Annotated in this window: 11 protein-coding genes; 6 read left to right on the plus strand and 5 right to left on the minus strand. The window is 71.4% G+C overall.

What is annotated here, in order from left to right; all coding sequences use genetic code 11:
- Positions 1–31 precede the first annotated feature (31 nt).
- The gene (locus OG780_RS26320) at positions 32–931 is read left to right on the plus strand and encodes a spermidine synthase (protein ID WP_328452139.1); all 900 of its coding nucleotides are present in this window, start codon (positions 32–34) and stop codon (positions 929–931) included.
- 58 nt (positions 932–989) lie between these two features.
- Here OG780_RS26320 and OG780_RS26325 read toward each other — a convergent pair whose 3' ends face one another.
- Positions 990–1,532, minus strand: coding sequence for a hypothetical protein (locus tag OG780_RS26325; protein ID WP_328452141.1), 543 nt, complete (start codon positions 1,530–1,532; stop codon positions 990–992).
- Positions 1,533–1,687: 155 nt separating this feature from the next.
- On the opposite strand from OG780_RS26325, the gene OG780_RS26330 reads away from it, so the two are divergent.
- The 3 genes from OG780_RS26330 to OG780_RS26340 all read left to right on the plus strand — a co-directional run bounded on the left by OG780_RS26330 (position 1,688) and on the right by OG780_RS26340 (position 5,566).
- Entirely contained in the window at positions 1,688–2,392 is a 705-nt protein-coding gene (locus tag OG780_RS26330) for a response regulator transcription factor (RefSeq protein WP_326787583.1), read from the plus strand.
- Positions 2,389–3,765, plus strand: coding sequence for a HAMP domain-containing sensor histidine kinase (locus OG780_RS26335; protein WP_328452144.1), 1,377 nt, complete (start codon positions 2,389–2,391; stop codon positions 3,763–3,765). Before OG780_RS26330 ends, OG780_RS26335 begins: the two co-directional genes overlap by 4 nt.
- Positions 3,766–4,087: 322 nt before the next feature.
- Entirely contained in the window at positions 4,088–5,566 is a 1,479-nt protein-coding gene (locus OG780_RS26340) for a glycoside hydrolase family 18 protein (protein WP_328452146.1), read from the plus strand.
- Between the two features lie 140 nt (positions 5,567–5,706).
- Here the strand turns inward: OG780_RS26340 and OG780_RS26345 are convergent, their stop codons facing one another.
- Together OG780_RS26345 and OG780_RS26350 are read right to left on the minus strand one after the other, a co-directional pair.
- Entirely contained in the window at positions 5,707–5,910 is a 204-nt protein-coding gene (locus OG780_RS26345; RefSeq protein ID WP_328452148.1) for a DUF397 domain-containing protein, read from the minus strand.
- An 11-nt stretch (positions 5,911–5,921) separates the two neighbouring features.
- On the minus strand, positions 5,922–6,803 hold the full coding sequence (locus OG780_RS26350; RefSeq protein WP_328452150.1) for a helix-turn-helix domain-containing protein: 882 nt from the start codon (positions 6,801–6,803) through the stop codon (positions 5,922–5,924).
- A 241-nt stretch (positions 6,804–7,044) separates the two neighbouring features.
- Here OG780_RS26350 and OG780_RS26355 point away from each other — a divergent pair, with 241 nt between their 5' ends.
- Positions 7,045–7,521 carry an ATP-binding protein gene (locus OG780_RS26355; protein ID WP_328452152.1) on the plus strand — a complete coding sequence of 159 codons (477 nt, stop codon included), beginning with the start codon at positions 7,045–7,047 and terminating at the stop codon, positions 7,519–7,521.
- Here the strand turns inward: OG780_RS26355 and OG780_RS26360 are convergent.
- Complete coding sequence (locus tag OG780_RS26360; RefSeq protein ID WP_328452154.1) at positions 7,454–9,673, minus strand: MMPL family transporter; 2,220 nt, start codon at positions 9,671–9,673, stop codon at positions 7,454–7,456. The genes OG780_RS26355 and OG780_RS26360 overlap by 68 nt on opposite strands.
- Positions 9,674–9,824: 151 nt before the next feature.
- Here OG780_RS26360 and OG780_RS26365 point away from each other — a divergent pair, with 151 nt between their 5' ends.
- Positions 9,825–10,547, plus strand: a complete 723-nt coding sequence (locus tag OG780_RS26365; protein WP_328452156.1) for a TetR/AcrR family transcriptional regulator — start codon at positions 9,825–9,827, stop codon at positions 10,545–10,547.
- 129 nt (positions 10,548–10,676) lie between these two features.
- Here OG780_RS26365 and OG780_RS26370 read toward each other — a convergent pair whose 3' ends face one another.
- A complete protein-coding gene (locus OG780_RS26370; RefSeq protein ID WP_328452158.1) occupies positions 10,677–12,107 on the minus strand; it encodes a GH1 family beta-glucosidase in 1,431 nt (476 codons plus the stop codon).
- Between the last annotated feature and the right edge of the window lie 101 nt (positions 12,108–12,208).

The following is a 12,208-nucleotide window of genomic DNA, read 5'->3' on the forward strand; positions in this document are numbered from 1 at the left end:
CGACCCGTCCCCGCGCCCCGATAATGGCCAGATGGCAAGGGCGAGGAAACAGCGGGCGGACGACGGCAGTGACACCGGACGGGGTGGACGGCGCGGGCCGGCCGAGGCGGTCGTCGAGGCCGTCGACGGCGGGCTCGCCGAACTGCTGCCCGACCGCGACCGGGCCCGCGGCTGGACCCTGCTCATCGACGGCGCCCCGCAGTCCCACGTCGACCTCGACGACCCCGCGTACCTGAGCTTCGAGTACCAGCGCCGCCTCGGCCATGTCATCGACCTCGTCGCCCCGCCCGGCAGGCCCGTGCAGGTCGTCCACCTCGGCGGCGGCGCCCTCAGTCTGGCCCGCTACACCGCCGCCACGCGTCCCCGGTCCACCCAGCAGGTCGTCGAGCGCGACGCGGCCCTCGTCCAACTGGTGCGCCGCGAACTGCCACTGGACCCGAACGCCCGGATCAGGGTGCGTTCCGTGGACGCGCGGGAAGGCCTCGCCAAGGTGCCCGACGGCTGGGCGGACCTGGTCATCGCCGACGTCTTCAGCGGTGCGCGCACCCCGGCCCACCTGACGTCCGCCGAGTTCGTCACGGAGGTCCGCCGGGCCGTGAAGGACTCCGGGGTCTACGCCGCGAACCTCGCCGACGGACCCCCGCTCGCGCACCTCCGCGGCCAGATCGCCACCGTCGCCTCCGTCTTCCCCGAGCTCGCCCTGGTCGCCGACCCGACGGTGCTGCGCGGCAAACGCTTCGGGAACGCCGTCCTCGTCGCCTCCGGCCGACCCCTGCCCATCGCCGAACTGACCCGCCGCGCCGCCTCCGACCCGCATCCCGCCCGGGTCGAACACGGCAGGGAGCTCCTGGACTTCACGGGCGGCGCGGCACCGGTCACGGACGCGGTGGCGGTCGCCTCACCGGCACCGCCGCCGTCCGTGTTCCGCTGACCCGGCGTCAGCGCGCCCCGGCGGGCCGCCCGGACGCCCGCTCGCCGCACGCGTCGGTTCAGTACGTCCCGATGTCCACGTGCGGAGGCCCGTCGTGCCAGTCGCAGAACACCGACACCCGGTCGGCGCCAGAGGTGAACTCCACGCGAATATAGGTGTCAAACTTCCACACCTGCATCGACCAGCCGGCTTTCGGCGTCGCGGACACCAGCGTCCCGTACGTGGCGGCGATGTCGAAGACCACCCGGCCGCCGTCGGAGTCGTAGCTCTTGACCTGTCCGGAGGCGGGCGGAGACGTCGTCGAAGCCGACGGGGCCGGTGACGGACTGCCGCTCGCCGACGGGGACTTCGAGGGCGCCGAGCTCGGCTCCGGGCTCGTGGACGGCCTGTTCGGAGCACTCCTGGACGGCTCGGCCCGCCGGGTCGAGGACGCCAGGGGTCTCGTCTCCTCCGCCGTCGCGCCCGCCACCGTGATGGGCAGAGCGCGCGGCGGGTCGTAGGCCGTCCCCGTCATGACGGTGTGGACACCCCACCACGACAGCGTGACCGCCGCGCCCGTGGCGAGCAACCACGCGAGTACGTGTACGAGTCCTCTGCGCATCGCGGCCATACTGCACCACGAGCACCACGGGTGTCTCCCGGCCCTGCCAAGATCCGGAATGTCCCGGGGAACGGTCCGGGATTGTCCACAAGTGCCGCACGGGGGTTGTCCACAGGCTCCGGACGGCCGCGCCCGGATGGCGTACGGTGCCGCCCATGGCAAGTGTGCTCGTCGTCGAGGACGATCAGTTCGTACGCTCGGCGCTCATCCGGCATCTGACCGAGGCCGCGCACATCGTGCGCAGCGTCGGCACCGCCCTGGAGGCGCTGCGCGAGGTCGCCCATTTCTCCTTCGACGTCGTGATCCTCGATCTCGGACTGCCCGATCTGGACGGGTCCGAGGCACTGAAGATGCTGCGCGGTATCACCGACGTCCCGGTGATCATCGCCACCGCGCGGGACGACGAGACGGAGATCGTCCGGCTCCTGAACGCCGGCGCGGACGACTATCTGACCAAGCCGTTCTCGGTCGAGCACCTGTCCGCGCGGATGGCGGCGGTGCTGCGCCGTTCGCGCACCACCGTGGGCGAGGCCCCCGTGTCGACGGTCATCCGCGTCGGCGGGCTCGCCATCGACCCGCTGCGCCGCCAGGCGGAACTGGAAGGCGTACGACTCGACCTGACCCGGCGCGAGTTCGACCTGCTCGCCTTCCTGGCCGGCCGCCCCGGTGTCGTCGTGCCGCGCAAGGAACTGCTCGCCGAGGTGTGGCAGCAGGCCTACGGCGACGACCAGACCATAGACGTCCATCTCTCGTGGCTGCGCCGGAAGCTGGGGGAGACGGCGGCACGCCCGCGCTATCTCCACACCCTGCGGGGCGTCGGCGTGAAGCTGGAGCCGCCGAGAGCGGAGCGTCCGCTGTGAGGTGGGCACTGGTCAAGGTGTGTGTGGCGGTGACGACGATGGTCGTCGTCGCCTTCGCGGTCCCGCTCGGCCTGGTGATCAAGGAGATGGCGCGCGACCGGGCGTTCTCGAACGCCGAGCGGCAGGCCGCCGCCATCGCGCCCGCGCTCTCCATCACCACCGACCGGGACGAGCTGGAGCGCGTCGTCGCCTCTGCCGGATCGGACGCGCAGATGGCCGTGCACATCCCCGCCGCCGACGGCAAGCCGGCCGTGGAGATCGGCGAGCGGCGCGCCGTCGCCAAGGACATTGTCATGACCCGGCGGCTGGGCCGGGCCTCCACCGCGGAGGTGCCCGGCGGCTCCGCGCTGCTCCAGCCCGTCGCGCTCAGCTCCGGCGAGATCGCGGTCATCGAGGTGTACGTCCCCGAGGCCGAGGTCAGCAACGGTGTCGGCACGGCCTGGGCGGTCCTCGCCGCGGTCGGAGCCGCCCTCATCGTCGGCTCGGTCGCGGTCGCCGACCGGCTGGGCGTGCGGATGGTGCAGCCCGCACAGCGCCTCGCCGAGAGCGCGCACGAGCTGGGCGAGGGGAAGCTGGGCTCCCGTGTGCCCGAGGAAGGGCCGACCGAACTGCGGCAGGCCGCCGTCGCCTTCAACTCCATGGCCGACCAGGTCGTCCAACTGCTCGCCAACGAAAGAGAACTCGCCGCCGACCTCTCGCACCGCCTGCGTACCCCGCTGACCGTGCTCCGGCTCAACACCGCCTCGCTCGGCGACGGGCCGGCCGCCGAGCAGACCCGGGCCGCCGTCGAGCAACTGGAGCGCGAGGTCGACACGATCATCAGAACGGCCCGGGAGGCCAAGCCGCAGACCGCGGCGATCGGCGCCGGAGCCGGGTGCGACGCGTCCGAGGTCGTCCGTGAGCGCATGGACTTCTGGTCGGCGCTCGCGGAGGACGAGGGACGCAAGGTGCGGGTGGCCGGTGTGGACCGGCCGTGCCGCATACCCGTGGCCCGCGCCGATCTCGCCGCCGCGCTCGACGCCCTCCTCGGCAACGTCTTCCGGCACACCCCCGAGGGCACGGCCTTCGCGGTCGACGTGCACAACGCGGAGGACGCCGTGATCGTGCTGGTGTCGGACGCGGGTGCCGGAATCGTGGATCCGGAGGCGGCGATGGCCCGCGGACGGGGCTCGGGCAACGACGGGTCGACGGGCCTCGGCCTCGACATCGTGCGACGGCTCGCGGAGTCGACGGGCGGGGACGTACGGATCGGTTCCTCCGTGCTGGGCGGAACCGAGGTGCGCATCTGGATCCAGCTGGACGGCAGGGCGCCGGTCCGCAGCGGACACCGCGGCAGCGTACGGCGCCGAAGGCGCGGCGTGGGCGTGCGCTGACACGCCATGGGCGATCTGGTGTTCTGACTGGGCCTGCGTACCCCGCTGAGCCGGGTTTGCCCGTTGCGCCGAGCGGGATCCGTGACCTGCGCCGAGCACGCCCGCGGGCCTGCGCCGAGAAGGCACCCGGCACGTGCCAAACCGCCCACATTGGTCTCGACCTTTAACGCCTCCCGATGCCTTCCTTAAGCGGACCCTAAGATCCTCAACCGCCGTCCGGAACAGTCGGTTTGACCGATTCCGGATCGCTAGCGTGATGCCCGCACCTCCCTGGGACGACCCCCAGCGAACCCCCGTGATTCCGCGAAGGCAGGCACACGCGATGAGCAGCACGCACCGGCGCAAGGTCAGTGGCAGGAACAAGGCGATAGGCGGCATCGTCGCGGCAGCCGTGGCCGGTGGTGGCGCCCTCGTGTTCACCGGCATCGCGAACGCGTCGAGCGTCGGCGCGGCCTACACCAGGACCAGCGAGTGGTCCACGGGGTACACCGGGCAGTACGTCGTCTCCAACGACACGGGCCAGCGGAAGCCCGACTGGAAGCTGGAGTTCGACCTGCCCTCGGGCTCCAAGCTCAGCTCGCTGTGGGACGCGACGTCGTCGGTGAGCGGGCAGCACGTCACCGTGACGCCGCCGTCCTGGGACAAGGACGGTCTGGCGGCCGGTGAGTCCGTCACCGTCGGCTTCGTCGTGAACGGCACCGCGAACCCGACGGGCTGTGTCATCGACGGCACCAAGTGCTCGGTGGACGGAGCGACGCCCGAACCGAGCGGCCGCCCCACGCAGACCGCGACCCCCACGGCCGCGCCCACTCCGACGGCGAGCGCGACGCAGACCGCGACCCCGAAGCCGACGGCCACCGCCACCGCCACCCCGTCCCCCACCCAGAGCTCGGGCGGCGGCACCACGACGACCGCGGGCTTCGCGCCCTACGTCGACACCTCTCTCTTCCCGGCCTTCGACCTGCTCAAGGCGGCCGACGCCACCGGAGTGAAGAACTACAACCTCGCGTTCGTCACCGACGGCGGCGGCTGTACGCCGAAGTGGGGCGGCGTGAGCGACCTCGCCAGTGACGCGGTGGCGGCGCAGATCGGCGCGCTGCGCGCCAAGGGCGGCGACGTCCGGGTCTCCTTCGGCGGGGCCTCCGGCTCGGAGCTGGCCACCACCTGCTCCTCGGCCGACGCGCTGGCGGCCGCGTACGGCAAGGCCGTGGACGCGTACAAGCTCACGAAGGTCGACTTCGACGTCGAGGGCGGCGCGCTGCCCAACACGGCCGCGAACTCCAACCGCGCGAAGGCCATCGCCAAGCTCCAGCAGCAGCACCCGGGCCTGGACGTCTCCTTCACCCTGCCGGTCCTGCCCCAGGGCCTCACCCAGGACGGCGTCAACCTGCTCTCCGACGCCAAGTCCAACGGCGTGAAGATCAACACCGTGAACATCATGGCGATGGACTACGGCCCCGCGTTCAGCGGTGACATGGGCGACCTCGCCCAGCAGGCCGCCACGGCCACGCAGGCGCAGATCAAGAGCGTCCTCGGCCTCTCCGACAGTGCCGCGTGGAAGACGGTCGCCATCACCCCGATGATCGGCGTCAACGACGTGTCCTCGGAGATCTTCAAGGTCGACGACGCCTCGCAGCTCGTGACCTTCGCGCAGTCCAAGGGCATCGGCTGGCTCTCGATGTGGTCCGCCGCCCGTGACAAGCAGTGCGCCGGCGGGGCCAAGAACACCGCGGACGCGGTCTGCAGCTCCATCGTCCAGAGCGACGGCGCCTTCTCCAAGGCGTTCGCCGCTCTCAAGTAGCCATCACGAGAACGGGGGTTGCGCGCCCCGGCCGGACTTCTCCACCCCCCACCCGGCCGGGGCGTCGTAGTCGGACCACGAAAAGGGCCTGGGCGGTGTCCGGTGATCTTCCGGACGCGGCCCAGGCCCCTTTTCCTTTCTCACCGGCTTCGACCCGGCCCCCAGGAGCCGTCCTTGAGTACGAGGAGCAGGCTCGCCAGCGCGCGAGGGGTGGAGCTGGCGACGTCACCGGGCCGATCGCTCTCCCGGAGGTGGACGCGACCGGCCGCGGTCGCCGCCAGCTCCACGCACTCGCCCTCGCCGCCACCGCTGAAGGACGACTTCTGCCAGGAGAGTCGGGGCATCTCGGTTCCTCTCAGAGGGCGTACATGACGTGTTGCAGCAGGCTCAGCGAGTCTCGCGACGCGTGGCTTTCCGGGGCCGACTCCGGGTCGACCGGAGCGAGGGCCAACTCGGTGAGCCGCTCGAACATCTTGGCGTACTCGGCGAGGTGTTCTCCATCGCTGAGGAAGAGTGAAGTCATCGGGTGCTCCAAGTAGACCGTGTCCAGCTCCGGTGCCACGCCCCCGAAAATGGCGAAGCTGCGGCTGTACGCGGAGTACCCGCCGCCCGCGAACGGGAAGATCTGCACGGTCACGTTGGGCAGTCGGGAGACCTCGATCAGGCGGAGGAGCTGGCGCCGCATGACCTGTGGGCCACCGACCTGGGCGTGCAACGCGGCTTCGTGGATGACCGCTCGGTACGTCACCGCATCGTCGCCGAGCAGAGCCCGCTGCCGCGCGAGGCGGAACTCGACGTAGCGGACGGCTCGTTGAGGGTCCTCCTCGGTCTCGCTGAGCACCGCATACGCATACTCCTCGGTCTGAAGCATCCCGGGGATGAACAGCGGTTCGTGTGTGCGCAGTACGGCGGAACGGGATTCGAGTTCCGCCAGATTCCGTGCCGCGGGGCCGATCGTGTCGTCGAACTCGTCCCACCAGCCCTTTCCGCTCGCCTGGGCCATGCTCATGAGTTCGTCGAAGTGCGCCCCCGCCGGGCAGCCGTACTCGCGGAGCAGCCCGTACAACCGGTTGTGGGAGACGTTCAGCCGTCCGGCCTCGATGTGGCTGACCCGCGAGCGCTCGCCCTCCAGCAGTTCGGCGGCGTCATCGGTCGACATCCGTGCGCGCAGTCGGAGTTTGCGCAGCTCGGCGCCCAAGCGCCGCTGGCGCTCGCTGGGCCTGCTCCTTGGTGGCATGTTCCCTCCCTTTAGCCGTGCGCAGTGTGCCGCGATCACATCGGCGGCGGCACCCTGTTGCCTCAGAGGTCACCCACATGGGTCATATGTGGCGGTCACGATTGAACTCAGATCACGGATGACCGTACCGTCGAAGCGATCCATCCGCCCCGCGCCCGCGTAAGTACCCCCACCCTCAACGGAGTTGAGACCCCCGGACCTGGTCACCACGGTCGCGCGCAACGTGAAGGAGCCCCCTCCGATGGAGGACCCCCCACGCCCCACCGACGTCTCCCTCGTCTTTCCGCCGCTCCCCGTCTGGGTGCGCACCGCCCGGGAGACCGTCCGTACCCTCCTTGCCGCGTCCCACCGGCCCGAACTCACCGACATCGCGGTGCTGTTGACCTCCGAGGCGGTCACCAATGCTGTCAACGCCTGTACTGGTCAGGGCTGTTCGGCCCCGGTCACGCTGCATGCCGGCTGGGCGGGCCCCCGCCGCCTGCGTGTCCTCGTGCACGACGAGGCCCCGGGCCGTCCCGACTGCCGTACCCCCGGCCCCGATGAGGAGGGAGGCCGGGGGATGCAGTTGATCTCCAGGGGCGCCGACGCCTGGGGCGTGTGCGGGCACGGGCCGGGGCGGGGCAAAGGCGACCTGGTTCGAGCTGGGACGGTCAGACCTTCGCGGGTGACCGCCCGGGAGAGGCGGCGGAGTCGTCCGAGGGGGACGAACCCTCACTGAGTCCGAGCCGTCCGTGCAGCGTGCGCAGGGGCTTCGGCGCGTACCAGGCCGCGGGGCCCAGCAGCCGCATGGCGGCCGGGACGAGCACTCCCCGTACGGCCACCGCGTCGATCAGGATCGCCAGACCGCTGCCGAGACCGAACATCTGGATGAAGCTGACGTGTGCCGTGCCGAAGGCGAAGAAGCTGACCGCGAGCAGCCCGGCGGCCATGGTCACGATCCGTCCGGTGTGCGAGAGCCCGCTGGTGACCGCGGTCTCGGTGTCGGCGCCCGCGTCGTGGAGTTCCTTGATACGGCTGGTCACGAACACCTCGTAGTCCATGGACAGACCGAAGGCGATGCAGAACATCAGCACGGTCATCGAGGTGTCCATCGGCTGCGGCGTGAAGCCGAGCAGGGTGGACAGATGACCGTCCTGGAAGATCCACACCATGACACCGATGGCCGCGGTGAGGCTGACGGCGTTCAGGACCAGGGCCCGCAGGGGCTGGACCACGCTTCCGGTGAAGAGGAACAGGATCAGGAAGGTGCTGCCGGCCACCAGGCCGATGGCGGCCGGGAGCCGGTCCGCGATCGAGGACTTGGAGTCGACCAGCCGGGCATCCGTGCCGCCGACCAGCGCCTCGGTCCCGCCGGGCGCGTCGACCGCCCGTACGGCCTTGACCAGTCCCTGGGCCTGGTCCGACTTCGGGGTGAGGCCCGTGACGACGCTGATCCGCTGGGCGTCGGGGCGGCCGAGCGAGGCGGCGGCCGGTCCGGGCGGACCGGAACGGCCGTCGGTGTAGGTGCCGGCGGAGGTCTCGACGCGGGCCGCGCCGTCGAGCCGCGACAGCGTGGTCGCGTACGTGCTCAGCGCGCCCGGTGACACCGGGCCCGTCGTCACGATCTGCACCGCCGACTCGTCGCTGCCGGTGAAGTCGTGCTGGACGGCGGTGGCGACCTGCCGGCTCTGCGCGCTCTCGGGCAGGACCCGTTCGTCGGGTGTGCCGAAGACGACGCCGAGCAGCGGGGAGGCCGCGAGCAGCAGGACGGCCAGGACCGGGAGCGCGGTCAGGGCGGGCCTGCGCATCACCGTGCGGGAGAGCCTGGCCCAGAGCGGGGCCTCGGCGCTGCGGACCGTCTGCGCCCAGGGCAGCCGGCCCTTGTTGACGCGGTGGCCCAGCAGGGCGAGCAGGGCCGGCATGACCAGCAGCGCGCTCAGGGCGGCGATGGCCACCACGCCGATGCCCGCGTAGGCGAAGGAGCGGAGGAAGAACTGCGGGAAGACCAGCAGCGCGGCGAGTGCGGCGGCGACGGTCGCGGCGGAGAAGGTGATGGTGCGTCCCGCGGTGCGGACCGTGTGCCGCAGGGCTTCGGGAACCTCGGCGCCCTCCGCGAGGTGTTCACGGAACCGGCTGATCATGAGCAGGGCGTAGTCGATGCCGAGACCCAGGCCCAGCGCGGTGGTGAGGTTGATCGAGAACACCGACACGTTCGTGAGGCTGCCCAGTACGTAGAGCTCGGCGAAGGTGCCGACGATCGCGATCAGCCCGATGACCAGCGGCAGCAGTGCCGCGACGAAACTGCCGAAGGCGATCACCAGCAGGACGAGGATCAGCGGTACGGCGATGGCCTCGGCCACCGCCAGGTCCTTGGCGACCTGGGTGGGCACCTCGTCGCCGACCGCGGCCTCACCACCGGCCCGCACGGTGAGCCCGTTCCGGTCGCCGGTGTACCGGCCGATGACCGCCGAGGCGTTGTCGCCCCGCTGGGTGTCGTCGCCCTTGACGTGCGCCAGTACGAGGGCCTGCTTGCCGTCCCGGGAGGTCAGCGCGGAGGCGCCGGTGTCCCAGTACGAGATCACGTTCGACAGGGCGGGCTCGTTCTTGAGCCGGGAGGTCAGGTCGCGCCCGGCGCGGTCGGCGGCGGGGGAGCCGATGGCCCCGCCGTCGTCGGACCGGGCGAGCAGGACGAGGTTGCTCTCGCCGCCGAACTTCTGGTCGATGAGGGTTTGCGCGCGGGCCGAGGGTGTGCTCGGATCCTCGAAACCGCCGCTCTGGAGCTTGCCGAACGCTCCGAGTCCGACAGCGGCCATGGCGACGACGGCCACCGCGGCGAGGGCGAGCAGAAGCCGGCTCCGATGGAGGGCCAGTTGTGCGATGCGGTCGAACACGGTGATCGCCTCCGAATGTTTACGCCGTTAACATCGACGATGGCATAGGATGTTAACGGCGTCAACTTCAAAGCGTGGGGACAGGGAGAGGTAGGCCGGAGGACCGGAACGGGGGTGCGGGTGGAACCACCGATTCGGGCAGGATGGAGTCATGGAATCGATCACGGACGGCGCGGCGGACACCGGCGGCGACGCGGGCGCGGACGAGCGGCGGACAGCGGGTGCCCGCACGCGGACGGGCGGCCGGTCCCGGTACCACCACGGCGACCTGCGCAACGCCCTGATCGAGGCCGCGGTCGAACTCGCGACGGAGGGCGGCCCGGAGCGGGTCGTGCTGCGGGAGGCCGCCCGCAGTGTCGGGGTGTCGCCCACCGCCGCCTACCGCCACTTCGGGGGCCAGGGGGAACTGCTGGAGGAAGTGAAGATCCACGGCCAGCAGGCCCTCGCCGCCTCGATGATGGAGGCCGTACGCGCCCTGCCCGCGTCCGACGACCCGGGCGAGGCGGCGGTGCGCAGGACCGAGGCCGTCGGGCGCGGCTACGTCCGCTTCGCGATCGAGCACCCCGGCCTCTACCGCACCGCCTTCTGTCGCACCGAGGCGGCGGCGGAACACGACTTCACCGGCATCGAAGCACCGGACGCCGGGGCCGAGTTCGCCGCGTTCAGGGAACTCTCCGACACCCTCGACGCGCTGGTCGCGACGGGCCGGATGCGACCGGAGAACCGCCCCGCCGCCGAGGCGGCCGCCTGGGCGACCGTGCACGGCCTGTCCCTGCTCATCCTCGACGGCCCGCTGGCCCTCCTGCCCCCGGACCAGCGCGACGCGGTGGTCGAGCGGACCCTGACCACGATCGTCGCGGGACTCATTCGCTAGCCGGGTCCTGGACGCCCCACGAAGGTGCCGGGACGCCCCCGGAACGTGCCGGGGCGCGGCACCCCCCTCGGGTGTCGCGCCCCGTGTCCCCCGTGTCCCCCGTGTCCCCCGTGTCCTTCGGGTGCCGGCCTACTCGGCGGGCGTCACCGGTGCCAGCGTTCCCGTGCGGGCCGCCTGGCTGTACCAGTGGGCGCTCGTCTTCGGGGTGCGGACCTGGGTCGCGTAGTCCACGTAGACCGCGCCGAAGCGCTTCTCGTAGCCGTAGGCCCACTCGAAGTTGTCCATCAGGGACCACAGGTAGTAGCCGCGGACATCCGCCCCGTCGGCGATCGCGCGGTGCACGGCGGACAGGTGGCCGTGCAGGTAGGAGACGCGCTCGGGGTCGTGGACGCGGCCGTCCGGGTCCGGCTTGTCGTCGTAGGCCGCGCCGTTCTCCGTGATGTACAGGGGCAGGCCCGGAGCCTCACGGGTGTACCGCATGATCAGCTCGTGCAGTCCCTGCGGTTCGATCGTCCAGCCCATCTCCGTGCGCTCGCCCGGGGTCTGGTGGAACGCGACGTCGTCCGCGCCCGGCCAGGGGGAGTGCGAGCTGGAGCCGTGACCGTCCGCGCGCGGACCGTCCGAGACGGCCGCGGCGGCCGAAACCAGCGTCGGCGTGTAGTAGTTGAGGCCGAGGGCGTCCAGCGGCTGGTGGATCAGCGCGAGATCGCCGTCCTGGACGTGCGACCAGTCGGTGATCGACCGGGTGGCCGTGATCAGGGTCTCCGGGTAGGCGCCGTGCAGCATCGGGCCGTGGAAGACGCCGTTGGCCAGGTCGTCGATGCGCTGGACCGCGGCCAGGTCCGCCGGGTCCTGCGAAAGGGGCCGGATCGGGCAGGAGTTGAGGCTCACCGCGACCGAGTTGCGGGACGGCATGACGGAACGGAGCGCCGAGGTGCCGAGCCCGTGCGCGAGGTTCAGGTGGTGAGCCGCGCGCAGCGCAGCCGCCGGGTCCGTCCGGCCGGGGGCGTGCACACCGGAGCCGTAGCCCAGGAAGGCGCTGCACCAGGGCTCGTTCAGCGTGATCCACTGCTCGACGCGGTCACCCAGCGCCTCGCCCACGATCTGCGCGTACTCCGCGAAGCGCAGCGCCGTCTCGCGCTCGGGCCAGCCGCCCGCGTCCTCCAGCTCCTGCGGCAGGTCCCAGTGGTAGAGGGTGACGGCCGGCTTGATGCCGTGTGACAGCAGCTCGTCGACCAGACGCCGGTAGAAGTCCAGGCCGCGCTGCACGGCGGGGCCCCGGCCGGTGGGCTGCACCCGCGACCAGGAGACGGAGAAGCGGTACGCGCCCAGTCCGAGGTCCGCCATCATCGCCACGTCGTCGCGGTAGCGGTGGTAGTGGTCGACAGCGATGTCACCGTGCTCGCCGCCGGCCGTCTTGCCAGGTGTATGGCTGAAGGTGTCCCAGATCGACGGCGTTCGGCCGTCCTCCCGCACCGCACCCTCGATCTGGTAGGCGGAGGTCGCCGCACCCCAGAGGAAGGCCGGAGGAAAAGTCACGGGTGTTGCGGACTCAGGCATGGAAGCGCTCCCAAGGGGGTCGTGAAGACCGACGAGTTGGAGGTGGGGAAGTAGAGGCGGGACAAAGGGGCCGAGGCGGCGCTGGCCCGGCCCCTGGAAGG

The organism is Streptomyces sp. NBC_00386 (assembly GCF_036063235.1).
GTDB lineage: Bacteria > Actinomycetota > Actinomycetes > Streptomycetales > Streptomycetaceae > Streptomyces.

Coding starts and splice junctions, on each gene's coding strand:
- OG780_RS26320 (WP_328452139.1), top strand. CDS start 32: ATGGCAAGGGCGAGGAAACAGCGGGCGGACGACGGCAGTGACACCGGA.
- OG780_RS26325 (WP_328452141.1), bottom strand. CDS start 1,532: ATGCGCAGAGGACTCGTACACGTACTCGCGTGGTTGCTCGCCACGGGC.
- OG780_RS26330 (WP_326787583.1), top strand. CDS start 1,688: ATGGCAAGTGTGCTCGTCGTCGAGGACGATCAGTTCGTACGCTCGGCG.
- OG780_RS26340 (WP_328452146.1), top strand. CDS start 4,088: ATGAGCAGCACGCACCGGCGCAAGGTCAGTGGCAGGAACAAGGCGATA.
- OG780_RS26345 (WP_328452148.1), bottom strand. CDS start 5,910: ATGCCCCGACTCTCCTGGCAGAAGTCGTCCTTCAGCGGTGGCGGCGAG.
- OG780_RS26350 (WP_328452150.1), bottom strand. CDS start 6,803: ATGCCACCAAGGAGCAGGCCCAGCGAGCGCCAGCGGCGCTTGGGCGCC.
- OG780_RS26355 (WP_328452152.1), top strand. CDS start 7,045: ATGGAGGACCCCCCACGCCCCACCGACGTCTCCCTCGTCTTTCCGCCG.
- OG780_RS26365 (WP_328452156.1), top strand. CDS start 9,825: ATGGAATCGATCACGGACGGCGCGGCGGACACCGGCGGCGACGCGGGC.
- OG780_RS26370 (WP_328452158.1), bottom strand. CDS start 12,107: ATGCCTGAGTCCGCAACACCCGTGACTTTTCCTCCGGCCTTCCTCTGG.